This window comes from Paraburkholderia sp. SEWSISQ10-3 4 (assembly GCF_030464785.1).
GTDB lineage: Bacteria > Pseudomonadota > Gammaproteobacteria > Burkholderiales > Burkholderiaceae > Paraburkholderia > Paraburkholderia aspalathi.
Genome location: NZ_JALPRI010000008.1, coordinates 171,657 through 194,849 on the forward strand (window position 1 = coordinate 171,657; position 23,193 = coordinate 194,849).

Consider the following 23,193-nt stretch of genomic DNA (forward strand, 5'->3'; position numbering starts at 1 on the left):
TTCTCACGCCGACCGCGCAACAATGGCCGACCCGATTACATCCCGTTCGCGCCGCGGCGTGAGTGCCCCTGTCGCCCCTGCCACCCAGGAGGCGCGCGGCCGTGCACTGCCCCGCTGGCATTACCTCGTCGCGCTGGCCGCCGGTGCAGCCAATACGCTGTCGTTCGCGCCAACGCCGCATGGCGGCTGGCTCGAACTCGTGATCTTCGTGTTCTTTTTCGCATGGCTCACGCGCACGACCGGCTGGAAAAGCGCCGCGCTGACGGGCGGCGCATTCGGCTTCGGCAACTACGTCACCGGCGTATGGTGGCTGTACGTCAGCATGCACGACTACGGCGGCATGGCCGCACCGCTCGCGGGCGCAGCGGTCGTGTTGTTCACGTTGTATCTGGCGGTGTATCCGGCGCTGGCTGCCGGCGTCTGGTCGTTCTGCGCGGGGCACGCGCGCAACGGTGCATCCGACAACGACAAACCGTTTTCTCCGACCTGGCATGGCGCGCTGGCGTTTGCGAGCGCGTGGGCGATTGGCGAATGGTTGCGCGGCACGGTGTTCACCGGTTTTCCATGGCTCTCGAGTGGTTATGCGCAGGTAGACGGCCCGTTCGCCGGGTTTGCGCCCGTCGCGGGCGTGTACGGCGTCGGCTGGATGCTGGCGCTGGTGGCCGCATTGATCGTGCAGGCGCTGATACCGCTGTTGCCTTCGCGCGGGCAGCTCGATACCACCGATGCCGGCAACGAGGCTAAACGCAGCGTCGCACGCGTTGCTGTGCCGGGGGGAATCGCGGTTGCGCTGATCGCAGCCGGCCTGCTGCTGCCGCTCGCGCAATGGACCCTGCCGGCCAACGCGCCGCTGACGGTGCGCCTCCTGCAGGGCAACGTCAAACAGGAAATGAAGTTCGAAGTAGCCGGCATGCGCGCTGCGATCGACCAGTATCAGCAGATGATCACATCCAAGCCGGCCGATCTGATCGTCACGCCGGAAACCGCCATTCCGGTGCTCGCGCAGCAATTGCCGCCGCAGTTCGCGTCAGCAGTGCGCAACTTTTCAGACACGACCGGCACCGCGATCGTGTTCGGCGCGATCGGCGGCACGATTACGCCGGAGGGTCAGGTGGTCGACTACACGAACAGCCTGTTCGGCGTCACGCCGGGCACGCGCGACGTATATCGCTACGACAAACACCATCTCGTGCCGTTTGGTGAATTCGTGCCGTGGGGCTTTCGCTGGTTCGTGAATCTGATGAGCATTCCGCTCGGCGATTTCGCGCGCGGCGCGCCGGTGCAGAAGCCGTTCATCGTGCATAACCAGCCGGTCTCGGTCGATATCTGCTACGAGGATATTTTCGGCGAGGAGATTGCGCGGAACATTCGCGAGAGCGACACGCCCGCGGGTGTACTGGTCAACTCGACCAATCTCGCCTGGTTCGGCGACACGATCGCGCTGGATCAGCATCTGCAGATTGCGCGCATGCGTTCGCTGGAAACCGGCCGGCCCATGCTGCGCGCGACCAACACCGGCATGACCGCTGCGATCGACGCCAACGGCAAGGTGATCGGGCGCTTGACGCCGTTCACGATCGGCTCGCTCGATGTGACGGTGCAAGGCACCTCGGGCAGCACGCCTTATGTGACGAGCGGCAATAACACGGTGCTGGCCGTTTCGCTATTGCTGCTGGCGTTCGGGTTTGCATTCGGGCCGGGGATTACGCGGCGGCAAAACGGTAAGAAATAACTCGCGATAAAACGGCGTGACTGTGCGCATGCCGTTTATATGTGAAAACGCAGTGGTGAATCTCGCCTCAATAGAAAAACGCGCGCTCCGGAACCCCGTGAGCGCGCGCTTATAAGAAATCAGGCTTTACTGATTCGACGCAATTCGCTGCTGAATATGTTGTGCGCGCGCCGGTGAAGCCGGATGCGAACTCAACATGCTCGACTTGCCGCCATCCAGTTGTGCGAGCTTGTTGAACGCCGTCACCAATCCCGACGGATCGAGATTCTTCTTTTTCTGCAAGTCGAATGAATAATCGTCGGCCGCGCTTTCCTGGGTTTGCGAGAACTGCGCATTAATCAGCTTCTCGGAAAAATCGCCAAGCTGCGAACCGGACAATGCCCCCGCCACACCGCCCGCCGACGATGCCACCGTACGCGCCGCCGAAGTCGCGTACGCGACCTGCATCGCCTTCTTCGTATGGCCGAGTGCAACGTGGCCCATCTCGTGGCCGACCACGCCGCGCACTTCGTTGTCGTTCATCATGTCCATCAGGCCGCTATAGACGCGCACGCAGCCGTTGGCCATCGCCCATGCATTGACGTCCTTGGTGATGTACACCTTGTAGTTCACCGGCACGCCGTTGATGTTGTTGCCCAGTTGCGCGGCGATCTTGTTCAGGCGTTTCTGATACTTGCTGTTTGCGGGGGCAATCTGATTTTCGCTATCCAGCTGCGCGCACGACTTGTCGGTCAGCGTACGCACGTCAGCATCGCTGAGTGTGGCGGCCTGAGCGGCCTGCTGGCCGGACTGGATCAGCGCAGTCGGATTAACGTTGCTCACGTTCGAGCACGCAGCAAACAGCGCACAGGCGGAAGCGGCAATGACAAAGCGGTACGATTTCATGGTGGAAGTCTCTTTTGCGGACGTTATTAATATCGACGGCGCGTTTTAATGCACCGCCCATTCGCAATGGCCGCAGATCACGGGAGAAAAACTCCGCGTATGTCGATTGCATAAACCATTACGCCACGCGACAGACAAAAAAATGCGCCTGACGGGTAGGCGCATTTTTACCACAAACGTAAGCTTAAATTTATGCTTATGAAAGCGTGAATGACATCATTTTGCAATTTAGCGAAAATTGCGGGCGGCGCGATTCCAGACAACCGCACCGTTGAGCGGTAACGCGTACTCCGTTCAGTCCGCCGGCACCGTATCAATGAACGACTGACGCAGCGACAGTTTCTGGAAATGTTTATCCAGGTTCGGATACCCTTCGCGCCAGTTCAACTGAGGCATGCGGAAATCGAGGTAGCCCAGCGCGCAGCCCACAGCGATATCCGCGAGCGTGTAGTGATTGCCCGTACACCACGGCTTGGTGCCCAAGCCTTGGGACATGGCTATCAGGCCTTCATCGATCTTGCGCTGCTGCCGCGCGACCCACGCGTCCACGCGCTGCTCGGGCGCGCGCTGGGTGCTTTCGAGGCGAATCAGCACCGCGGCGTCCAGCATGCCGTCGGCGAGCGCTTCCCAGCAGCGCACTTCGACGCGCTCACGCCCGGACGGCGGAATCAGCTTGCCGACCGGCGACAGCGTATCCACGTATTCGCAGATCACCCGCGAGTCGAACACCGCTTCGCCGTCTTCCATCACGAGGCACGGCACCTTGCCGATCGGATTGAAGGTGTGAATCGTGGTATCCGGCGCCCAGACGTTCTCGGGCACGAGTTCGTAGTCGATCTTCTTGTCGGCCAGAACGATCCGCGCTTTGCGCACGAACGGGCTGGCGAGCGAACCGATGAGTTTCATCATTACCATCTGCCTTTTCTTGAATTCGGCGAAAGTATAAGTGGTCGGCGGCATTCCCGAGCACAGCGCAGTCGCTTCGCAAGCCGCATGGATGCTCGCTGTGGATGGATTGCAACATTGCCGCGACGCCAGCATGCCGTCTACCCGGCCAAATGGCCAACGTGGCCGGGGCGACCACCTCTGCCCGCCAGTATCCGCGCAAAATAAGTCTCCGCATTGGGCGCTACAATCTCACGATGAACCAGCCGACCGAACCCACCATCGCCATCGACGTCTACCGCACGCGCCGCGAGCGCGTCCTCGCCGCGCTGCGCGCGACGGGTGGGGGCGTCGCCATCGTCCCCACCGCGCCGGAAAAGCTGCGCAACCGGGACGCCGACTACCCCTACCGGCACGATAGCTACTTCTACTATCTGACGGGCTTCACGGAACCCGAGGCGTGGCTGGTGCTGGACGCAAGCGCCGCATCGGGCGAACCGGCCTCGATCCTGTTCTGCCGCGAGAAAAATGTCGAGCGCGAGACGTGGGAAGGTTTCCGTTTCGGGCCGGAGGGCGCACGCGAGGCGTTCGGCTTCGACGCCGCCTTCCCCGTCGACGAAATCGACGCGCAGCTACCGCGCATTCTCGCCGACAAGCCATCGCTGCATTACGCGCTCGGCACGTCGGCGGAACTGGACGAACAGGTGCGCGGCTGGCTCGACGCGGTGCGCTCGCTGGGACGCAGCGGCGTCGCCGCGCCCACGGCCGCGCATGATCTGATCCCGTTGCTCGACGACATGCGGCTCATCAAGGATCCCCACGAACTCGCCATCATGCGCCGCGCCGGGCAGATTTCCGCGCAGGCACATCGCCGCGCGATGGCCGCCTGCCACCCCGGCGTGCGCGAGTACGAACTCGAAGCCGAGCTGCTCTACACCTTCCGCAAATTCGGCTCGCAGGCGCCGGCTTACACGTCGATCGTCGCCGCGGGCGCCAACGCCTGCGTGCTGCACTACCCGGCCGGCAACGCGATCGCCCAGGACGGCGACCTGATCCTGATCGACGCCGCCTGCGAACTCGACGGCTACGCCTCCGACATCACCCGCACCTTCCCGGCGAGCGGCCGCTTCACGCCGGCGCAGCGCGAGTTGTACGACATCGTGCTGGCCGCGCAGCAGGCTGCCGTCGACGCCACCCGCGTCGGCGCGACCTTCGACGATCCGCACCAGGCCGCCGTGCGCGTGCTGTCGCAAGGCCTGCTCGACACCGGCATCATCGACCGCGCGAAGTTCGCCTCGGTCGACCAAGTGATCGCGGAGCGCGCCTATGCGCCGTTCTACATGCACCGTACCGGCCACTGGCTCGGCATGGACGTGCACGACGTCGGCGACTACCGCGAACGCGGCGCGCCGCGCGACGAAGCGGGCGCGCTGCCGTGGCGCACGCTGCAGGTGGGGATGACGCTGACCATCGAGCCCGGTCTGTACATCCGTCCGACTGAAGGCGTGCCCGAGCGCTACTGGAACATCGGCATCCGCATTGAGGACGACGCAATCGTCACGGCGGCGGGTTGCGAGCTGATCACACGCGACGTCCCGGTGGCGGCCGACGAGATCGAGGCGCTGATGCAGGAAACCCGCGCGGCCCAGCCGCTAAAGCAGTAACCGCGGCAGTTACCCAGGCAGCAACACAAGGAAGCAAACCCGCAATGAACGACGTTTCCCAGTCGACGGTGATTCTGAAACCCGCCGCGTCCGACCATGGCTTCGATTTCGACGTGACGATCGTCGGGGCCGGGCCGGTCGGTCTGGCGCTTGCCGGCTGGCTGGCGCGCCGCAGCGCGACGCAGGCGCTGAAGATCGCGCTGATCGACGCGCGCGAACCGGAAGATTCGATTGCCGATCCACGCGCGATCGCCGTCTCGCACGGCAGCAGGATGATTCTCGAGCCGCTGCGCTGGCCTGCCGACGCCACCGCGATCCAGCGCATCCACGTCTCGCAGCGCGGCCATTTCGGCCGCACGCTGATCGACCACAGCGAGCACGGTTTGCCGGCGCTCGGCTACGTCCTGCGTTATGGCTCGATCGTGCATGGTCTCGCCGAAGCGGTTCACGCGAGCTCGGTGCACTGGTTCCGCTCCACCTCCGCCGCGGCGCCGACTCAGGACCTCGACGGCGTCACGCTGCCGATCGAAACCGCGGGTGTCACGCGCAATCTGCGCACGCGGATTCTGGTGAATGCCGAAGGGGGGCTGTTCGGCGACCAGAAACAGAAAGCCACCGGGGAGGCAGGCAGCAGCGCCGGCGGCGGTACGCGCGATTACGGGCAGACCGCGCTGGTCGGCACGGTCACCGTGTCGGCACCGCAACCGCATGTGGCGTGGGAGCGCTTCACGTCGCAAGGGCCGATCGCATTGCTGCCGATGGGCGGCGTGCGCGGCGCGAATTACGCGCTGGTCTGGTGCTGCGCCCCTGACGAAGCCGCGCGACGCGCACAACTCTCCGACGACGAATTCCTGCTTGAACTCGGCACCGCATTCGGCAACCGCATGGGCCGCTTTACGCAAATCAAGGGACGCGCATCGTTCCCGCTCGGACTGAACGCGGTCGATACGCTGGTGAACGGCCATGTCGTCGCAATCGGCAATGCGGCGCAGACGCTGCATCCGGTGGCAGGTCAGGGTCTGAATCTGGGTTTGCGCGACGCGCACGCGCTCGCCGATGCCTTGTCGGCAGAAGGTCCGACCCCGCTGGCTCTGGCGACGTTCGCGCAACGCCGCGCGCTCGACCGCCGCCTGACGATCGGCGCAACCGACACGCTCGCACGTCTATTCACCGTCGACTTCCCGCCGCTCGCCGCCTTGCGCGGCCTCGCTCTCACCGCGCTCGAATTCGTGCCGCCGGTGAAAACCGCGCTGGCGCGGCAAATGATGTTCGGCCAGCGCCGCTGAGCGCGCCGCCCGTTCGCGCCTGACGCCCTCGGCCGTTGCAGCCTTTTTAGGCACCGTACCAGGCACATACAACGGCAAATAAGCACGCACATTGGCGGCGCCACGCGAACGGTGCCGGTTCTATGGACCGGACCACTTTCATAGAAGATTTAATGAGTTACGGCAGACTCAAGTCGGGTGTCGACTATCCGTTAACGCTAAAATGGCGGTTTTCCTTCGCATTTCGCGCAATCTTCGATTGTCAGAAACTTAACAATCGGCCACAAGCGCGTCCAAGTCATGCCCACTCTCGGCCCCCACAATCTGCGTAACAACCTGTTCGTCGCCCCCATGGCCGGCGTAACCGACCGGCCGTTCCGCCAGCTGTGCAAACGGCTGGGCGCGGGCTATGCGGTGTCGGAAATGGTCGCCTCGAACGCGCAGTTGTGGAAAAGCGAAAAAACCATGCGCCGTGCCAACCACACGGGCGAAGTCGAACCGATCGCCGTGCAGATCGCCGGCGCGGATCCGACCATGATGGCCGAAGCCGCGCGCTACAACGTGGCGAACGGCGCACAGATCATCGACATCAACATGGGCTGCCCGGCCAAGAAAGTGTGCAACGTGGCCGCGGGTTCCGCCTTGCTGCAGAACGAGCCGCTGGTGCAGCGCATCGTCGAGGCCGTGGTAGGCGCGGTGGGCGTCGGCCCGGATGCCGTGCCCGTCACGCTGAAGATCCGCACCGGCTGGGATCGCGACAACAAAAACGCTTTGACGGTCGCCCGTCTGGCCGAAGCCGCCGGCATTTCCATGCTGACCGTGCACGGCCGCACGCGCGCCGACCTGTATCACGGCGACGCCGAATACGAGACCATCGCTGCCGTCAAAGCAGCGGTGCGCATTCCGGTGGTCGCCAATGGCGACATCACGTCGCCGCAAAAAGCCCGCGAGGTGCTCGCCGCCACCGGCGCCGACGCCATCATGATCGGCCGCGCCGCCCAGGGGCGTCCGTGGCTGTTCCGCGAGATCGAGTATTTCCTGCAAACGGGTGAGTTGCTGCCGCCGCCGCGCATCGACGAAATCCAGCAGGTGATGAACGAGCATCTCGAAGATCACTACGCGTTCTACGGCGAATTTACGGGCGTGCGCACTGCGCGTAAGCATATCGGCTGGTACACTCGCGGCCTTTCTGGCGCCAACGTGTTCCGGCACCGTATGAATACGCTGGACACCACGCGCGAACAACTCCTCGCCGTCAACGAATTCTTCGACGCCCAAAAGGCGATTTCCGACCGCCTCGTCTACGTCGACGAGACGCTCAGCAAGAATGACGGCGAGCCGGACCATACCGACCGACTAGCAGCATGAGCAAGAACAATATCGAACAATCCGTCCGCGACAGTCTGGGGATGTATTTCCAGGATCTCGACGGCTCCAATCCGCATGACGTCTACGACATGGTTATTTCATGCGTGGAAAAACCCTTGCTCGAAGTGGTGCTCGAGCAGGCCGGCGGCAATCAGTCGCTGGCCGCCGAGTATCTCGGCATCAACCGCAATACGCTGCGCAAGAAACTGCAACAGCACGGTCTGTTGTAGTTCGTTGTAGTTTCAGGCGCCCTGCCACGTTTCCCTTCGGCTTTTCGTCTTCATCATGATCAAGCAAGCGCTCATCTCCGTTTCCGACAAGTCCGGCATCGTCGACTTCGCCAAGTCGCTGTCGGACCTCGGCGTCAAGATCCTGTCGACCGGCGGCACCGCGAAACTGCTCGCGGACGCGGGCCTCTCCGTCACCGAAGTCGCCGACTACACGGGCTTCCCGGAAATGCTGGACGGGCGTGTGAAAACGCTGCATCCGAAGGTGCACGGCGGCATTCTCGCGCGCCGCGACCTGCCGGAACACATGGCCGCGCTTGAAAAGCACGACATTCCGACGATCGACCTGCTGGTCGTGAATCTGTATCCGTTCGTGCAGACCGTGTCGAAGGAAGAGTGCTCGCTGGAAGACGCGATCGAGAATATCGACATCGGCGGCCCGACCATGCTGCGCTCGGCCGCGAAGAATCATCGCGACGTGACCGTCGTGGTTGATCCGGCGGATTACGCGGTCGTGCTCGACGAAATGCGCGCGAACAACAACACGGTTGCCTACAAGACGAACTTCCGTCTGGCCACCAAGGTGTTCGCGCACACCGCGCAGTACGACGGTGCGATCACGAACTACCTGACAAGCCTGACCGACGAATTGCAACACTCGTCGCGCAATACTTATCCGGCTACCTTCAACCTGGCTTTCGACAAGGTGCAGGATCTGCGCTACGGCGAGAACCCGCACCAGAGCGCTGCGTTTTACCGCGATCTGTCGGTGCCGGCCGGCGCACTGGCGAATTACAACCAGTTGCAGGGCAAGGAACTGTCGTACAACAACATCGCCGATTCCGATGCAGCGTGGGAATGCGTGAAGACGTTCGACGTACCGGCTTGTGTGATCGTCAAGCACGCGAATCCGTGCGGCGTCGCAGTGGGCGCGGACGCGAACGAAGCGTATGCGAAGGCGTTCCAGACCGACCCGACCTCGGCGTTCGGCGGCATCATCGCGTTCAACCGTGAAGTCGACGAAACGGCAGCGCAAGCGGTGGCCAAGCAGTTTGTCGAAGTGCTGATCGCCCCGTCGTTCAGCGCGGCGGCTCGTCAGGTGTTCACGGCCAAGCAGAATGTGCGTCTGCTGGAAATCGCCTTGGGCGAAGGCCATAACGCGTTCGATCTGAAGCGCGTCGGCGGCGGCCTGCTGGTGCAATCGCTCGATTCGAAGAACGTGCAGCCGCACGAATTGCGCGTGGTCACGAAGCGCCACCCCACGCCGAAGGAAATGGACGACCTGCTGTTCGCATGGCGCGTTGCGAAGTACGTGAAGTCGAACGCGATCGTGTTCTGCGGCAACGGCATGACGCTCGGCGTCGGCGCGGGCCAGATGAGCCGCGTGGACTCGGCGCGTATTGCGAGCATCAAGGCGCAGAACGCTGGTTTGACGCTGACCGGCTCGGCCGTGGCGTCGGACGCGTTCTTCCCGTTCCGTGACGGTCTGGATGTGGTGGTGGCGGCAGGCGCAACCTGCGTGATTCAACCGGGCGGCTCGATGCGTGACGACGAAGTGATCGGTGCAGCAGACGAGCACAACATCGCGATGGTGTTGACCGGCGTGCGTCACTTCCGGCATTGAATTCGGCTTCGCGGGCGGCGTGAGCGTTACGCGCCGCTCGCCCGCGTAGCTTGAGCGAAACGGCTCGGTGGAGTTTTCCGCCGGGCCGTTTTGTTTTGGAACACCGCCCGCCACATGGCGCGTTCGTTGTAGTATCGCAAGCACCTGGTTTTTACCGCACGTGCGGCACCTCATGAGAATTCTCGGCATCGACCCCGGCTTGCGCGTGACCGGCTTCGGCGTGATCGATCAACACGGCCATAAGCTCAGCTACGTCGCGAGCGGCACGATTAAAACCGCCGACGCCGATCTGCCGTCGCGTCTCGGCACCATCTTCGAAGGCATTTCGACGCTGATCCGCCAGCACTCGCCGGATCAGTCGGCGATCGAAAAAGTGTTCGTCAACGTCAACCCGCAATCCACTTTGCTGCTCGGCCAGGCGCGCGGCGCGGCGATCTGTGGACTGGTGGCCGGTGGCGTGCCGGTTGCCGAATACACGGCCTTGCAGTTGAAGCAGGCCGTGGTCGGTTATGGCCGCGCGACCAAGGAACAGATGCAGCAGATGGTGGTACGGCTGCTTAACCTCTCCGGCGTGCCAGGCACCGATGCGGCCGACGCCCTCGGCATGGCGATCTGCCACGCGCATGGGGGCTCGACGCTTAGCACGCTGGGCGGCATCGCGCCGTCGCTAGCCAAGAAGGGCCTGCGAGTGCGACGCGGACGGTTGGTCGGCTAGGCCCTCAGTTTCGACTCGCCAGCGCCAAGCGGCACGCCAGTCCGGCAAACACCGTCCCCAACAAATACTGCGGCACGCGCGACGGCCTGCGCCCGGCACTGAGCTTACGGCTCAGCTTGCTCGCCATCAGAATCACGGCGCCGTTCACACAGAAGCCGATCAGATTCAGCACGGTCGCGAGCACCATAATCTGCAGCGCCACCGAGCCCGCTTCGGGCCGCACGAACTGAGGAAATAGCGCGAGCACGAACAGCGCGACTTTAGGATTCAGTAAATTGGTGAAGAGACCCTGCCGGAAGATGCGACCGACCGGATAACGGCTCATCGACGCATTCGGCGACAGCACGGTGCCTTGCGTGCGGAACGTCTTCCAGGCGAGATACAGCAGATAGGCGGCGCCGGCGAAACGCACGACGTCGTAGGCCATCGGCACGGCCAGGAACAGCTGCGACAGACCGAATGCGGCGGCTAGTGCGTGACAGTAAGTCCCGACCAGAATACCCGCCAACGAGGCGAAACCAGCGGGACGCCCCTGGCTCACGCTGCGCGAAGCGATCAGCAGCATGTCGGGGCCGGGCGTGGCGGTCAATGCGAGACACGCGCCGGCAAACAGCGCGAGAGTGGTGAGGCTCAGCATGGAAGCTCCTTCTGGTTGTGCCGGGAGAGAACCCGCCAAAAGGGATCTCGGTCTGAGGGGCTGCAACACGCTGGTCAACCGCAGTTGCGCATAATGCAGCGCGCTACTGCGCTGCTTGCCGACGCCCCATCGCGCTACCACGCCCGCGGCGCATCCACTGCGCTACACTCGCCCTTTCTCTCAAGATTGAATCCGCCATGATCGGTCGCATTGCCGGCGTTCTGCTGGAAAAAAACCCGCCGCACCTACTCGTCGACTGCAACGGGGTCGGCTACGAAGTCGATGTGCCGATGAGCACGTTCTACAACCTGCCCTCGACCGGCGAACGCGTCGTGCTGCTCACGCAAATGATCGTGCGTGAAGACGCGCATTTGCTGTACGGCTTCGGCACTGCCGAGGAACGCTCGACGTTCCGCGAATTGCTGAAGATCACCGGCATCGGCGCGCGTATGGCGCTCGCCGTGCTCTCCGGCATGAGCGTGCATGAGCTGGCGCAGACCGTCACCATGCAGGACGCCGCGCGCCTGACTCGCGTGCCGGGCATCGGCAAGAAAACAGCGGAGCGGCTGCTCCTCGAATTGAAGGGCAAGATCGGCGCCGATCTGGGCGCGCTGGCGGGCGCGGCGTCGGCATCCGACCACGCGTCCGACATCCTGAACGCACTGATCGCATTGGGTTACTCCGAAAAAGAAGCATTGGCGGCCGTCAAGAACGTGCCGGCCGGCACCGGTGTTTCCGAAGGCATCAAGCTCGCGTTGAAGGCGTTGTCCAAGGGTTAAAAGCTCGTGCCGTGACGGTGGAGCCGCGTGCGACAAGTGAAGCTTCGCACACGGCAGCGCGGCGCACACCCTGGCCGTTCGGCCGAGTTTCGCAACGGGCGGGGCGCGGTACAATGACCGCATGATCGAAACCGACAAACTCGCCGCCGAGCGCATCATCGCGGCCACGCCCGTCTCGCCGAACGAAGAAGCGTTCGAGCGCGCGTTGCGCCCGCGCCAGCTCGAAGAATATGTCGGGCAGGAAAAAGTGCGCGGTCAGCTGGAAATCTTCATCGAGGCCGCCAAGCGCCGGTCGGAATCGCTCGACCACGTGCTGCTGTTCGGGCCGCCGGGTCTCGGCAAGACCACGCTCGCGCACATCATCGCGCGGGAAATGGGTGTCAATCTGCGGCAAACGTCCGGCCCGGTGCTTGAACGCGCCGGCGACCTCGCCGCATTGCTCACCAACCTCGAAGCCAACGACGTTTTATTCATCGACGAAATCCACCGGCTCTCGCCAGTCGTCGAAGAAATTCTGTATCCGGCGTTGGAGGACTATCAGATCGACATCATGATCGGCGAAGGACCGGCCGCGCGCAGCGTGAAGCTGGATCTGCAGCCGTTCACGCTGGTCGGCGCAACTACCCGCGCGGGTATGCTGACCAATCCGCTGCGCGACCGCTTCGGTATCGTCGCACGGCTCGAGTTTTATAACGCCGAACAACTGGCGCGCATCGTCACCCGTTCGGCGTCGTTGCTGCATGCGCAGATTCACCCGGATGGCGCATTCGAAATCGCCAAGCGCGCACGCGGCACGCCGCGGATCGCGAATCGGCTGTTGCGCCGCGTGCGCGATTTCGCCGAGGTGAAAGCGGACGGCAACATCACCGCAGAAGTGGCGGACGCGGCACTCAAGATGCTCGACGTGGATGCGGTCGGCTTCGACCTGATGGACCGCAAACTGCTCGAGGCGATCCTGCACAAATTCGACGGTGGCCCGGTCGGCGTCGACAATCTGGCAGCGGCAATCGGCGAAGAGCGCGACACGATCGAAGACGTTCTCGAACCGTATCTGATCCAGCAAGGCTTCCTGCAGCGCACGCCGCGCGGCCGCGTCGCCACGTTGCTCACGTACCGGCATTTCGGCCTCGCTGCACCGGACGCTTCGAGCCCCATATCCGGCCTGTGGGACGCGGCCGCGACCTGAACCGGATGCGCGAGTTGAAATAACTCGCGCCGTTTAACGCCCCGGTTCCGGCACCCTCTTCTTGAAGCTATCGTCGTCGCTCGGTGCGTCGAGGTGCGACACGTCCGCCCACGACACGATCGTCGCCTTGCTGGCGTCGTCGGCATAATCCACTACGTTGACGCTCGTGTTCAGCAACGCGTAATCGCGCGGCGCATCGAGTGACAAACCGCACGCAAAGCGACGCACGCAATCGAGCACGCCGCCATGCGCGACGACAGCGATCCGACCGCCCGGATGCGCGGCTACTAGAGGCTCGATCGCGTGCAGCACGCGGTGATAGAGCGTGCGCTGCGACTCACCTTCAGGCGGCGCAAAACCCGGATCGCGGGTTTGCCAGTGCGCGTATTCATCAGGGAACCGGACTGCGATTTCGTCGCTGTCGTGCCCTTGGAACGCGCCATACGAACGCTCACGCAAACCCTCACGCAGTTGCAGCGGCAGGCCGAGCGCGTCGGCGATCGGCTGCGCAGTTTGCTGGGCACGTTGCAGATCGCTCGAATAGATCGCGTCGAGCCGCGCGCCCTCTTTGACCTCACCCGCGATGCGGCGTGCAAGGCGTTGCGCCTGCGCGAGGCCGGTCGTCGCGAGCGGAATGTCGATGTGACCTTGAATGCGCTTGATGCGGTTCCAGTCGGTCTCGCCGTGGCGAATGAACAGAATCTGCGTGGTCATGGGATGGACGTGGGCGCCAGTAGCCGGTTATGCCGAGCCGCTATTGTCGCAAAAAGCGGCTGGAGGAATGGATGCGTGCCGCCGAATACACCATGCGGCAGCAGTGGAAGCTCAAGCGTTCGTCTGCAGCCAGAACGTGACCGGTCCGTCATTGACGAGCGACACCTGCATATCGGCGCCGAACTCGCCCGTCTCGACGATCGGGTGCTTTGCGCGCGCCGCCGAGACGAAGTAGTCGAATAGTCGCTTGCCCTCGTCGGGCGGCGCGGCGGGTGTGAAGCTGGGGCGCAGGCCGCTATTGGTGTCGGCCGCCAGCGTGAACTGCGAAACGAGCAGCAGGCCGCCCGCGCGCCCGGCGCCGTCGAGATTCTGCACGGAGAGATTCATCTTGCCGGCCGCGTCGCTGAAGACGCGGTAGCCGAGCACCTTGGCGAGCAGCCGGTCGGCTGCGGCCTCCGTGTCGCCACGTTCGGCGCACACGAGCGCGAGCAAGCCCGCCTCGATCGCGCCGGTCACGCGCTCGTCCACGCGCACTTCCGCGCGGCGAACGCGCTGGATCAGCGCGATCATCGGCTCGACTCCGGATGCAACAACGCCCGAATCAGCATCGTTATCGCTGAGCCATCAAGCCGTCAGCGTGACGCGCGCAAAACGGCGCTTGCCGACCTGCACGACGTACTCGCCGGCTTCGACCTTCAGGCCCTTGTCCGACACGGTCGTGCCGTCGATCTTCACGCCGCCCTGCTCGATGTTGCGCAGCGCTTCGCTGGTCGACGGTACGAGATTGGCCTGCTTGAGCAACTGGCCGATTGCGAGCGGTGCGCCCGCGAGCGTCACGGCCGGAATATCGTCCGGCACGCCGCCCTTCGCGCGATGATTGAAGTCCTCGAGCGCGCGTTCGGCATCGGCTTGCGAGTGGAAGCGCGCGACGATTTCCTGACCCAGCATCACCTTGAAATCGCGCGGATTGCGGCCCGCTTCGATCTCTTTCTTGAAGCCGGCGATCTCGTCCATTGGACGGAACGACAGCAGTTCGAAGTAACGCCACATCATCACGTCGGAAATGCTCATCAGCTTGCCGAACATATCCGTCGGTTTTTCGCTGATACCGATGTAGTTGTTCTTCGACTTCGACATCTTCTCGACGCCGTCCAGGCCTTCGAGCAAGGGCATCGTCAAAATGCACTGCTGTTCCTGACCATACTGCTTCTGCAGTTCACGGCCCACCAGCAGGTTGAACTTCTGGTCCGTGCCGCCGAGCTCAAGGTCGGCGTTCAGCGCGACCGAGTCGTAGCCTTGCATCAGCGGGTACAGCAATTCGTGGATCGAGATCGGCACACCGCCCTGGAAGCGCTTGGTGAAATCTTCGCGCTCGAGAATACGCGCCACCGTGTAGCGCGAGGCGAGCTTGATCATGCCGTCGGCGCCGAGCGGCATCGACCATTCGCTGTTGTAGCGGATTTCGGTTTTTTCGCGATCGAGCACGAGCGCGGCCTGCTCGAAATATGTCTTCGCGTTCGATTCGATCTGCTCGCGCGTAAGCGGCGGGCGCGTAGCGTTGCGGCCCGACGGATCGCCGATCAGCGAGGTGAAGTCGCCGATCAGGAAAATCACCGTGTGACCGAGATTCTGCAACTGGCGCATCTTGTTCAGCACGACCGTGTGGCCGATGTGGATGTCCGGCGCGGTCGGATCGAGGCCGAGCTTGATGCGCAGGGGCACACCGGTGGCCGCGCTCTTCGCGAGCTTCTGTGCGAATTCTTCTTCGATCAGCAGTTCGTCGACGCCGCGTTTGGTGACGGCGAGTGCGTGACGGACTTCGTCGGTGATCGGGAAGGCGGGGCTGGGCTTGGTGGACTCGGTGGTCATGCTGGAAACGTGAAGTCGCGAAAAAAGGAGATTGTCCCATAGATGCGCGCCGCCGCGCCTACTGACTCGGCCACAAGCGCGCCGTCAGCGCATGATTTCGGTCTGTCGGGACGCGCCATTGGCAGCGTCACGCTTTATATTCGACCGCACTTGCACCGATAATCTGCTAAAACAGATCGCAACGAATCATCGAGAGGAGCAGCAACGTGGCGCAAGACCCCGCAGACGGCGTGTACCTGGGATTGATGTCCGGCACGAGCATGGACGGCGTGGACGGTGTTGCCGTCAGATTCGCGAAAGGAAAGCCGCCGGTGGTGCTGGCCGAAGCGTTTGTCGGTTTCGCGGCAGGCTTGCGCGACGCGCTGTTCGCGCTCCAACAGCCGGGCGACAACGAGATCGAGCGTGAGGCGCTGGCCGCCAATGCGCTCGCCACACGCTACACGGTGTGCTGCCACGAACTGCTGGGCGCGAGCCGCGTGCCGGCCTCGGAAGTCCGTGCAATCGGCGTGCATGGTCAGACGGTGCGGCATCGGCCGGAAAAGGGTTATACGCGGCAAATCAACAACCCCGCGCTGCTCGCGGAAATGATGCACATCGACGTGGTCGCCGATTTTCGCAGCCGCGACGTCGCGGCCGGCGGCCAGGGCGCGCCGCTCGTGCCGGCGTTTCACGCCACGGTGTTCGGCGCGAAAGACGAAACACGGGTGGTCTGCAATCTCGGTGGCATCAGCAATATCACGATCCTGAACGCGACCGGCGGCGTGCGCGGCTTCGACTGCGGACCAGCGAACGCGCTGCTTGACGAATGGGCGCAGCGCCATCTCGGCAAGCCTTTCGACGAAAACGGCCATTTCGCCGCAAGTGGACAGGTCGATCGTTCGTTACTGAACGCACTGCTCGACGAGCCCTTTTTCTCGGCCCAACCACCAAAAAGCACCGGCCGCGACTTGTTCAACCCGCAATGGCTGGATGCCAAGCTCCAACCATTCGCCGCCCTCGCCCCCGCCGACGTGCAAGCCACACTGGTCGCGCTGACCGCCGTAACGGTGGCTCGCGAAATCGAACGGCATGCATCGGACGCCAAGGCGGTCTATGTGTGTGGCGGCGGCGCGCGCAATCCGGAGATCCTGAAAGCATTGCATCAGGCGCTGGAGGACAGTGGCGTAAGCGGCGTGCCCGTGATGACAACCGACGCGCTCGGCGTACCGCCGAGCCAAGTCGAGCCGCTGGCCTTCGCTTGGCTGGCAATGCGCTGCGTGGCGCGCCTGCCGGGCAATTTACCGGCCGTCACCGGCGCCACCGCCGAACGCGTACTGGGGGCGATCTACCCGCGGTGATTGGGGGAATTCAGCTCAGGCAATAAAAAACGGGGCCGAAGCCCCGTTTTCTTTTACAACCTGTCGACTAATCAGCCATCAAACCGAGAACGACGAACCGCAACCACACGTGGTCGTAGCATTCGGGTTCTTGATGACGAACTGCGCGCCGTTGATGTCGTCCTTGTAGTCGATCTCAGCGCCGACCAGATACTGGTAGCTCATCGAATCGATCAGCAGCTGGACGCCGCTCTTGTTCATGACGGTGTCGTCTTCGTTGACGGCTTCGTCGAAGGTAAAACCGTACTGAAAGCCCGAGCAGCCGCCGCCCTGCACGAAAACGCGCAGTTTGAGGTCCGCATTGCCTTCTTCTTCGATCAGTTGCTTGACCTTGTCAGCCGCTGCGTCGGTAAAAACGAAGGGGGCGGGCATCTCGGTCACGGGTGTATCGGTGACTGCGTTCATTCGAACTCTCCAAAAAGCTTCTAACCGCTATTGTAGGGCTGATCTCGATATCGTGCCGAAGCCCACAAAATCAATGGGTTCTTACAGCAAATTCAACGGTCGGCCCTGATCCCGCCACCAGCTTGCCTGAGCAGACCGCGCCGGCACATCCAGCAACAAAACCCTTACTGCAAAGCTTGGCTGCAAACCAATAAAAAAAGCCGCCTTCGCGAAAGCGTTGGCGGCTTTTGCAGCATTCCAGCCCGAAAGCCGGATTGCACACGAAGCGATTAACGCTTCGAGAATTGCTTCCGGCGACGTGCCTTGTGGAAGCCGACCTTCTTACGTTCGACTTCACGAGCGTCACGCGTAACGAAGCCAGCCTTCGACAGTTCCGGCTTCAGCGTTGCGTCGTAATCCATCAGCGCGCGGGTGATGCCGTGGCGAACCGCACCGGCTTGACCCGTTTCACCGCCACCGTTCACGTTGACTTTGATGTCGAACGTGACGCCGTGGTTCGTGAGTTCCAGCGGCTGACGCACGATCATCAGCGACGTTTCGCGCGAGAAGTAATCGGCGATAGGCTTGCCGTTTACAATGATCTCGCCCTTGCCAGCCTTGATGAAGACGCGTGCGACGGCGCTCTTGCGGCGGCCCGTGCCGTAATTCCAGTTACCGATCATGTGGGCTCCCCTTAGATCTCGAGCGCTTTCGGCTGTTGTGCCGAATGCGGATGCGTTGCTTCAGCGTAGACCTTCAGCTTCTTGATCATCGCGTAGCCGAGCGGGCCCTTCGGCAGCATGCCCTTGACCGCTTTCTCGAGCGCACGGCCCGGGAAGCGTTCTTGCATCTTGCCGAACGTCGTTTCATAAATACCGCCCGGGTAACCCGAGTGACGGTAGTACTTCTTGTCAGTAGCCTTGTTGCCCGTGACCTTCAGCTTGCCGGCGTTGATAACGATGATGAAATCACCGGTGTCGACGTGCGGAGTGAATTCAGGCTTGTGCTTGCCGCGAAGACGGTGTGCCACTTCGCTGGCGACACGCCCGAGAACCTTATCCGTCGCGTCAATCACGTACCATTCACGCGTAACCTCATGGGCTTTTGCGGAAAACGTCTTCATGATCGATCCAAAAAAATTGCTGCGCCCAATGTATTTTTTCCTGCTTGTAGTGTGCGCATCGAGGCGCGTGCAGGCTCTCCCTGGTTCTTCCTCCGCGGGCGCGGATGCGGAAAAGCTCTGAATTATAAAGGAATTTGTCACGCCGAGTCAAAGCTTGCGGGGGTTTCGGCGTGAAATCGGGCGATCCGGCACCCAGATCTGGCCATTTGCCCTTCCCGTTAGCCCCGAATCCGGCGTTCGTGAGATCGAAGCTGTGGGCGAAAAAAAACCCGAACGAGCGGTTCGGGTTTAATCCACCAAAGGAGGAGGTGGAGGAGACAGCGGAGGTTGCAGAACTGCTGCAACCGATGGAATCGATTATATGAGGCGCACTTGTGCGACGCAAGAACATTTGCATTGTGAAATGCGTTTTTACAATGTGGCAGGCGAACCCGCCGATCAAAAAATTCTAAATTCCTTTTAAAATCAATCACAAAAGTCCTTTTAAGGGCTTGCATACACAGACATCATCTAGAGTAAAACCCCTAAACCCGTCAGGGCATTCCCGAATCGCCGAAACATGCCGCACCGCAACATGCAAGCGGTCATCGGGCATAAGTTCCAGCGAAAGTCCCCTCGGGCGGACGCGCAAACACCGGGCTACAATGCGTTTTCGATATAAGCGCAGCGCGGTGGAGCACAGCATGGAATGCAAAGTTAGCTGGATGGGGCAAGACGGGATGGCATTTGCGGCCGAGACGGGCAGCGGTCATCTGGTCACGATGGATGGCGCGCCGGAAGGCGGCGGCCGCAATCTCGCGCCGCGTCCGATGGAAATGGTTCTGCTCGGCACGGGCGGCTGCACGGCGTACGACGTCGTGATGATCCTGAAGAAAAGCCGCCAGGAAATCGCCGGCTGCTCGGTGACGCTGAAGGCCGAACGCGCCAGCGAAGATCCGAAGGTGTTCACGAAGATTCATTTCCACTTCACCGTGACGGGCAAGAATCTGAACCCGGCTACCGTGGAACGCGCGATCAACCTGTCGCACGACAAATACTGCTCGGCGTCGATCATGATCGCGAAGACCGCTGAGCTCACGCACTCGTTCGATATCGTCGCGGGTTGAACGCGGCGCTTCGGCCCAGGCTTCTGCGCGGATAACCGCGCATTGAGCCAAACCAGCGCGTCAAAATAAAAATGCCGACGTCCACACGGACGCCGGCATTTTTTGTTGGGTGGCAAAGCAAGCCGATAAGCCGGATTCTGTGCACGCGCCACGTCCGAAAACGCGACGCGCGTAGCAGTCATTCCTCTAGGCGCGCCATTACTGACGTGCTCAAGCTTCCTACCCGCAGACGTGACGGGGGCCCCGTCCTGCATCTCGAAGATGCTAGCCTGCCTACTTGGAATTGCTCCGGGTGGAGGTTACCGTGCCGGTCTGCCTTGCAGCAGCCGCGGTGCGCTCTTACCGCACCGTTTCACCCTTACCTGATCCCGGCTTGCGCCGGGCCATCGGCGGTTTGCTTTCTGTTGCCCTGTTCCGCGTGTCACCACGGATGGCCGTTAGCCATCACCCTGCCCTATGGAGTCCGGACTTTCCTCGCCCTCTTTGACCGAAGCCGCAGAGGCCGCGACTGCCTGGCCTGCTTTGCTGGGGCGCATTTTAACACTGCGGCGAATGGGGTGCGGCTTTAGCGCGAACGCCGTCCTGTGCGAAAGACGGAGGTGTCGTCGTAAAACGCGGGAGATTCGTTCTCTACGCACCAGCCTGGAATCCCTAGTACGGGCAGTGGCGCAAACATGCGGCTCGTCAATGCTTCGGTGCCCAATAGTGCCGTGCTGACAGACTCGTCGAGCCATGCATCGCGAGCCGCGGCGTCCCATCCAAAGTACTCGGACGGTACGTCGACGATCCACGCGTGGCCCGTGCAGGCCTTGAACGGCGCGATCAGCTTTTCCAGCAGCGCGTGACCGAAGCAGCGCACTTCGCAGCGTGCGCCCCAGGCGTCACGCTGGGCAACCATGAGCGTCTGCCAGTCAAACCCGCTCAATGCCGCGCTCAACGCCGGGTCGGCACAGGCGAACAGCAACGCGTTTTCGTCGAACAAGGTCAGCGTATCGCGCACGCCGCCGCGGGTCGGACCGACCCCTAACACGTCGATCGCCGCCGACTGTCGCGCGTTCAGCGCCGCCTTGATCCGCGGAAACGCAAACCACATCGACCCGTTGAAGAAGTCATGCAGGTTGTGGCGCGTCGGCACGCAGCCCGTCGACGCGATGTGCGCCTCGTACGCTGCACCCGGCGGCAGATCGTCCTGCGCAATGAACGCGAGGCGCTTGCCACGCCCTGTCACCTGCCGCATCTCGCCGGCATCGGCATTCATCTCTGCGAGCAAGGTCGCATAGCCCGCCAGCGCGCCCTGCTGCCAGCGCTCGCCGCGCGCCGCGAACTGTGCGAACCACGGCTTCGACCAGTCGATATCGGCGAAACCGAAGCCTACGCGCGCCGCCTCTTGCACCTGCATCTAACGCAACCTTAGACGAGGCGCCAGCCAATCGACTCACCGCCACGCAGCGGCACGACAGGCGTATCGCCGACCGGCAATTCAGCCGGCAGCGTCCATTCTTCGCGACGCAGCGTGACTTTCTCTTCGCTGCGCGGCAGACCGTAGAAATCCGCGCCGAAGAAGCTGGCGAAACCTTCGAGCTTGTCCAGCGCGCCGGCTTTGTCGAACGCTTCCGTGTAGAGCTCGAGCGCATGCAGTGCCGTGTAGCAACCCGCGCAGCCGCAGGCGTGCTCCTTCAAACCCTTCGGATGCGGCGCGCTATCCGTGCCGAGGAAGAAGCGCGGATTACCCGAGGTCGCCGCCTCGACCAGCGCCACGCGATGCGTCTCGCGCTTCAACACCGGCAGGCAGTAGTAATGCGGGCGAATGCCGCCCTGGAAGATCGCGTTGCGGTTGTACAGCAGATGGTGCGCAGTGATCGTCGCGCCCAGCAGCCCCGGCGCCACGCCGGCTTCGCGGATGTAGTCGACTGCATCTTTCGTGGTGATGTGCTCGAACACCACCTTCAGCGCCGGAAATGCGCGGCGCAGCGGCGTCATCACGCGATCGATAAACACCTTCTCGCGGTCGAACAGGTCGATCGACGAATCCGTCACTTCGCCGTGCACCAGCAGCGGCATGCCGGTTTCCTGCATCACTTCGAGCGTTTTGGCGCACTTCATGATGTCGGTAACGCCTGCGTCCGAATTGGTCGTGGCACCCGCCGGGTACAGCTTCACGCCATGCACAAAGCCGCTTTCGCGCGCGCGGCGGATTTCGTCGGGCGGCGTGTTGTCGGTCAGGTACAGCGTCATCAGCGGTTCGAACTTCGCCCCGGCCGGAATCGCGGCGACGATACGCTCGCGGTACGCCTGCGCCATTGCGGTCGTGGTGACCGGCGGCTTCAGGTTAGGCATGATGATCGCGCGGCCGAACTGGCGCGCGGTATCCGGCAGCACAGCAGCGAGCATCTCGCCGTCGCGAACGTGCAGGTGCCAGTCGTCCGGGCGGGCGAGCGTAACGGAGTCGATGGTGTCGACGGAATCGAGGGAGGCGTTGGAAGCGGTCATGGCGAGAGGGGAACGAGATTCGGCGGCAAAAAAAGCAAATCGGCGCGCTCGAAGCGGTACAAATCACAGCAATTCGCAGCGCTGGAGCCTAAACACACGTCAATTTTGCTATTTGGCGCTTCTGGCTCGGTGATATGCTTGGAAAATCATCATTGTAACGGCTCGCCCCGTTCACAGGCTTACCCGCAACATGTGCCAACTTCTCGGAATGAACTGCGCCGCGCCGACGGACGTCACGTTCTCGTTCACCGGCTTTGCGGCGCGCGGCGGCGTCACCGATCACCACGCGGACGGCTGGGGCATCGCCTTCTTCGAAGACAAAGCCTGCCGCCTGTTCATCGACCATCAATCGTCGGCCACCTCGCCGATCGCCGAGATGGTCAAGCGCTACCCGATCAAATCGAAGAACACGATCGCGCATATTCGCAAGGCAACGCAAGGGCACATCCTGCTGGAAAACTGCCATCCGTTCATGCGTGAACTGTGGGGGCGTCACTGGATCTTTGCGCACAACGGCGACCTGAAAGATTATTCGCCGGCGCTCAACGGCGTCTATCAACCCGTCGGCACAACCGATAGCGAGCTCGCCTTCTGCGCGTTGCTGCAAGGCTTGCGCAAGGCTTTTCCGGGCTGCCAGCCGCCGCTGGAAGAGCTGTTCGCGGCGCTCGAAACGCTCACGCGCGAAATCACGCAATTTGGCGTGTTCAATTTCCTGATGTCGAACGGGCAGGCGCTGTTCGCGCATTGCTCGACGCATCTGCACTACATCGTGCGGCGCTGGCCGTTCTCCACCGCGCATCTGGTCGATGCGGACGTGTCGATCGATTTCGCCAAATACACGACACCGGAAGACCGCGTCGCCGTGATTGCGACCAAGCCGCTCACCGACAACGAAGTGTGGACCGCCTTCAAACCGGGCGATCTGCTGATGTTCCAGCATGGCGAAGTGATCGGCCGGGTTAACGTGCCGGTGCCGGCTTCGGTGCTGGAGAAGCTGCTTAATCCGGCGCTGGATGCGTCGGCTTCGGCGACTACGATCGCGGCTTCGGTTGAGGCGGTGGCCACAGCCGCCGAGCTCGACCTCGAAGCCGCGGACGACACCGCCGCTTTCGAATCCTGACCCGGGTTGGGTGGCGTTCGCGAAAGCCTGAAACGTCATCAGAC

The 23,193-nt window shown here is 62.6% G+C and carries 23 protein-coding genes and 1 other RNA gene; 12 read left to right on the forward strand and 12 right to left on the reverse strand.

The features are described 5' to 3' along the window. The first annotated feature begins 22 nt into the window (after positions 1–22). Positions 23–1,732, forward strand: a complete 1,710-nt coding sequence (lnt, locus tag M0D68_RS18260; protein WP_200618180.1) for an apolipoprotein N-acyltransferase — start codon at positions 23–25, stop codon at positions 1,730–1,732. 126 nt (positions 1,733–1,858) lie between these two features. Here lnt and M0D68_RS18265 read toward each other — a convergent pair whose 3' ends face one another. Continuing rightward, positions 1,859–2,617 (reverse strand): M48 family metallopeptidase, encoded by a 759-nt coding sequence (locus M0D68_RS18265; protein WP_093635496.1) that lies wholly within the window; start codon positions 2,615–2,617, stop codon positions 1,859–1,861. A 294-nt stretch (positions 2,618–2,911) separates the two neighbouring features. Further along, on the reverse strand, positions 2,912–3,526 hold the full coding sequence (locus M0D68_RS18270) for a glutathione S-transferase C-terminal domain-containing protein (RefSeq protein ID WP_175050754.1): 615 nt from the start codon (positions 3,524–3,526) through the stop codon (positions 2,912–2,914). A gap of 233 nt (positions 3,527–3,759) precedes the next feature. Here M0D68_RS18270 and M0D68_RS18275 point away from each other — a divergent pair, with 233 nt between their 5' ends. From M0D68_RS18275 to ruvC, 6 genes are all read left to right on the forward strand, one after another. Beyond that, the gene (locus M0D68_RS18275) at positions 3,760–5,166 is read left to right on the forward strand and encodes an aminopeptidase P N-terminal domain-containing protein (protein ID WP_200618178.1); all 1,407 of its coding nucleotides are present in this window, start codon (positions 3,760–3,762) and stop codon (positions 5,164–5,166) included. Between the two features lie 44 nt (positions 5,167–5,210). Further along, positions 5,211–6,452 carry a UbiH/UbiF/VisC/COQ6 family ubiquinone biosynthesis hydroxylase gene (locus M0D68_RS18280; RefSeq protein WP_093635494.1) on the forward strand — a complete coding sequence of 414 codons (1,242 nt, stop codon included), beginning with the start codon at positions 5,211–5,213 and terminating at the stop codon, positions 6,450–6,452. Positions 6,453–6,731: 279 nt separating this feature from the next. Further along, positions 6,732–7,799, forward strand: coding sequence for a tRNA dihydrouridine synthase DusB (gene dusB / locus M0D68_RS18285; protein ID WP_093635492.1), 1,068 nt, complete (start codon positions 6,732–6,734; stop codon positions 7,797–7,799). Continuing rightward, a complete protein-coding gene (locus M0D68_RS18290) occupies positions 7,796–8,029 on the forward strand; it encodes a Fis family transcriptional regulator (RefSeq protein ID WP_007180440.1) in 234 nt (77 codons plus the stop codon). The genes dusB and M0D68_RS18290 overlap by 4 nt, the downstream gene beginning before the upstream one ends. A 55-nt stretch (positions 8,030–8,084) precedes the next feature. Then, positions 8,085–9,650 (forward strand): bifunctional phosphoribosylaminoimidazolecarboxamide formyltransferase/IMP cyclohydrolase, encoded by a 1,566-nt coding sequence (gene purH, locus M0D68_RS18295; protein ID WP_200618177.1) that lies wholly within the window; start codon positions 8,085–8,087, stop codon positions 9,648–9,650. Between the two features lie 172 nt (positions 9,651–9,822). After that, complete coding sequence (ruvC, locus tag M0D68_RS18300; protein ID WP_093635488.1) at positions 9,823–10,365, forward strand: crossover junction endodeoxyribonuclease RuvC; 543 nt, start codon at positions 9,823–9,825, stop codon at positions 10,363–10,365. Positions 10,366–10,369: 4 nt separating this feature from the next. On the opposite strand, the gene M0D68_RS18305 is transcribed toward ruvC, so the two are convergent. Next, positions 10,370–11,002: a LysE family translocator gene (locus M0D68_RS18305; RefSeq protein ID WP_093635486.1), complete on the reverse strand. Its 633-nt coding sequence runs from the start codon at positions 11,000–11,002 to the stop codon at positions 10,370–10,372. 197 nt (positions 11,003–11,199) lie between these two features. Between M0D68_RS18305 and ruvA the strand changes: the two genes are divergently transcribed. Together ruvA and ruvB are read left to right on the forward strand one after the other, a co-directional pair. Continuing rightward, entirely contained in the window at positions 11,200–11,781 is a 582-nt protein-coding gene (ruvA, locus tag M0D68_RS18310) for a Holliday junction branch migration protein RuvA (RefSeq protein ID WP_093635484.1), read from the forward strand. Between the two features lie 121 nt (positions 11,782–11,902). Next, positions 11,903–12,967 (forward strand): Holliday junction branch migration DNA helicase RuvB, encoded by a 1,065-nt coding sequence (gene ruvB, locus M0D68_RS18315; protein WP_093635482.1) that lies wholly within the window; start codon positions 11,903–11,905, stop codon positions 12,965–12,967. A gap of 33 nt (positions 12,968–13,000) precedes the next feature. Here the strand turns inward: ruvB and M0D68_RS18320 are convergent, their stop codons facing one another. From M0D68_RS18320 to tyrS, 3 genes are all read right to left on the reverse strand, one after another. After that, positions 13,001–13,681 carry a histidine phosphatase family protein gene (locus tag M0D68_RS18320; protein WP_200618176.1) on the reverse strand — a complete coding sequence of 227 codons (681 nt, stop codon included), beginning with the start codon at positions 13,679–13,681 and terminating at the stop codon, positions 13,001–13,003. 111 nt (positions 13,682–13,792) lie between these two features. Beyond that, entirely contained in the window at positions 13,793–14,251 is a 459-nt protein-coding gene (gene dtd, locus M0D68_RS18325) for a D-aminoacyl-tRNA deacylase (RefSeq protein WP_093635478.1), read from the reverse strand. Between the two features lie 54 nt (positions 14,252–14,305). Then, a complete protein-coding gene (gene tyrS / locus M0D68_RS18330) occupies positions 14,306–15,550 on the reverse strand; it encodes a tyrosine--tRNA ligase (protein WP_093635476.1) in 1,245 nt (414 codons plus the stop codon). A 206-nt stretch (positions 15,551–15,756) separates the two neighbouring features. Here tyrS and M0D68_RS18335 point away from each other — a divergent pair, with 206 nt between their 5' ends. Continuing rightward, complete coding sequence (locus M0D68_RS18335; protein ID WP_093635474.1) at positions 15,757–16,887, forward strand: anhydro-N-acetylmuramic acid kinase; 1,131 nt, start codon at positions 15,757–15,759, stop codon at positions 16,885–16,887. Between the two features lie 78 nt (positions 16,888–16,965). Here the strand turns inward: M0D68_RS18335 and erpA are convergent, their stop codons facing one another. From erpA to rplM, 3 genes are all read right to left on the reverse strand, one after another. Further along, positions 16,966–17,331, reverse strand: coding sequence for an iron-sulfur cluster insertion protein ErpA (erpA, locus tag M0D68_RS18340; RefSeq protein ID WP_007180424.1), 366 nt, complete (start codon positions 17,329–17,331; stop codon positions 16,966–16,968). 269 nt (positions 17,332–17,600) lie between these two features. Next, a complete protein-coding gene (gene rpsI, locus M0D68_RS18345; protein ID WP_007180423.1) occupies positions 17,601–17,993 on the reverse strand; it encodes a 30S ribosomal protein S9 in 393 nt (130 codons plus the stop codon). Positions 17,994–18,004: 11 nt separating this feature from the next. Continuing rightward, positions 18,005–18,433, reverse strand: coding sequence for a 50S ribosomal protein L13 (rplM, locus tag M0D68_RS18350; protein ID WP_020069304.1), 429 nt, complete (start codon positions 18,431–18,433; stop codon positions 18,005–18,007). 683 nt (positions 18,434–19,116) lie between these two features. Between rplM and M0D68_RS18355 the strand changes: the two genes are divergently transcribed. Further along, the gene (locus tag M0D68_RS18355; RefSeq protein ID WP_063497318.1) at positions 19,117–19,539 is read left to right on the forward strand and encodes an OsmC family protein; all 423 of its coding nucleotides are present in this window, start codon (positions 19,117–19,119) and stop codon (positions 19,537–19,539) included. Positions 19,540–19,649: 110 nt separating this feature from the next. Here M0D68_RS18355 and rnpB read toward each other — a convergent pair. The 3 genes from rnpB to pyrC form a co-directional block, all read right to left on the reverse strand. Beyond that, positions 19,650–20,063: RNase P RNA component class A (gene rnpB, locus M0D68_RS18360), an RNA gene on the reverse strand. Between the two features lie 41 nt (positions 20,064–20,104). Then, positions 20,105–20,938: a DUF3025 domain-containing protein gene (locus tag M0D68_RS18365; protein WP_200618175.1), complete on the reverse strand. Its 834-nt coding sequence runs from the start codon at positions 20,936–20,938 to the stop codon at positions 20,105–20,107. 11 nt (positions 20,939–20,949) lie between these two features. After that, the gene (gene pyrC / locus M0D68_RS18370) at positions 20,950–22,029 is read right to left on the reverse strand and encodes a dihydroorotase (protein WP_200618174.1); all 1,080 of its coding nucleotides are present in this window, start codon (positions 22,027–22,029) and stop codon (positions 20,950–20,952) included. 190 nt (positions 22,030–22,219) lie between these two features. Between pyrC and M0D68_RS18375 the strand changes: the two genes are divergently transcribed. Then, positions 22,220–23,149, forward strand: coding sequence for a class II glutamine amidotransferase (locus tag M0D68_RS18375; RefSeq protein WP_200565196.1), 930 nt, complete (start codon positions 22,220–22,222; stop codon positions 23,147–23,149). Positions 23,150–23,193 lie beyond the last annotated feature (44 nt).

Excerpts from the sequence above, each read along its gene's own strand:
- lnt (WP_200618180.1), top strand. The coding sequence starts at position 23 with ATGGCCGACCCGATTACATCCCGTTCGCGCCGCGGCGTGAGTGCCCCT.
- M0D68_RS18265 (WP_093635496.1), bottom strand. The coding sequence starts at position 2,617 with ATGAAATCGTACCGCTTTGTCATTGCCGCTTCCGCCTGTGCGCTGTTT.
- M0D68_RS18270 (WP_175050754.1), bottom strand. The coding sequence starts at position 3,526 with ATGATGAAACTCATCGGTTCGCTCGCCAGCCCGTTCGTGCGCAAAGCG.
- M0D68_RS18275 (WP_200618178.1), top strand. The coding sequence starts at position 3,760 with ATGAACCAGCCGACCGAACCCACCATCGCCATCGACGTCTACCGCACG.
- M0D68_RS18280 (WP_093635494.1), top strand. The coding sequence starts at position 5,211 with ATGAACGACGTTTCCCAGTCGACGGTGATTCTGAAACCCGCCGCGTCC.
- dusB (WP_093635492.1), top strand. The coding sequence starts at position 6,732 with ATGCCCACTCTCGGCCCCCACAATCTGCGTAACAACCTGTTCGTCGCC.
- M0D68_RS18290 (WP_007180440.1), top strand. The coding sequence starts at position 7,796 with ATGAGCAAGAACAATATCGAACAATCCGTCCGCGACAGTCTGGGGATG.
- purH (WP_200618177.1), top strand. The coding sequence starts at position 8,085 with ATGATCAAGCAAGCGCTCATCTCCGTTTCCGACAAGTCCGGCATCGTC.
- ruvC (WP_093635488.1), top strand. The coding sequence starts at position 9,823 with ATGAGAATTCTCGGCATCGACCCCGGCTTGCGCGTGACCGGCTTCGGC.
- M0D68_RS18305 (WP_093635486.1), bottom strand. The coding sequence starts at position 11,002 with ATGCTGAGCCTCACCACTCTCGCGCTGTTTGCCGGCGCGTGTCTCGCA.
- ruvA (WP_093635484.1), top strand. The coding sequence starts at position 11,200 with ATGATCGGTCGCATTGCCGGCGTTCTGCTGGAAAAAAACCCGCCGCAC.
- ruvB (WP_093635482.1), top strand. The coding sequence starts at position 11,903 with ATGATCGAAACCGACAAACTCGCCGCCGAGCGCATCATCGCGGCCACG.
- M0D68_RS18320 (WP_200618176.1), bottom strand. The coding sequence starts at position 13,681 with ATGACCACGCAGATTCTGTTCATTCGCCACGGCGAGACCGACTGGAAC.
- dtd (WP_093635478.1), bottom strand. The coding sequence starts at position 14,251 with ATGATCGCGCTGATCCAGCGCGTTCGCCGCGCGGAAGTGCGCGTGGAC.
- tyrS (WP_093635476.1), bottom strand. The coding sequence starts at position 15,550 with ATGACCACCGAGTCCACCAAGCCCAGCCCCGCCTTCCCGATCACCGAC.
- erpA (WP_007180424.1), bottom strand. The coding sequence starts at position 17,331 with ATGAACGCAGTCACCGATACACCCGTGACCGAGATGCCCGCCCCCTTC.
- rpsI (WP_007180423.1), bottom strand. The coding sequence starts at position 17,993 with ATGATCGGTAACTGGAATTACGGCACGGGCCGCCGCAAGAGCGCCGTC.
- rplM (WP_020069304.1), bottom strand. The coding sequence starts at position 18,433 with ATGAAGACGTTTTCCGCAAAAGCCCATGAGGTTACGCGTGAATGGTAC.
- M0D68_RS18355 (WP_063497318.1), top strand. The coding sequence starts at position 19,117 with ATGGAATGCAAAGTTAGCTGGATGGGGCAAGACGGGATGGCATTTGCG.
- M0D68_RS18365 (WP_200618175.1), bottom strand. The coding sequence starts at position 20,938 with ATGCAGGTGCAAGAGGCGGCGCGCGTAGGCTTCGGTTTCGCCGATATC.
- pyrC (WP_200618174.1), bottom strand. The coding sequence starts at position 22,029 with ATGACCGCTTCCAACGCCTCCCTCGATTCCGTCGACACCATCGACTCC.
- M0D68_RS18375 (WP_200565196.1), top strand. The coding sequence starts at position 22,220 with ATGTGCCAACTTCTCGGAATGAACTGCGCCGCGCCGACGGACGTCACG.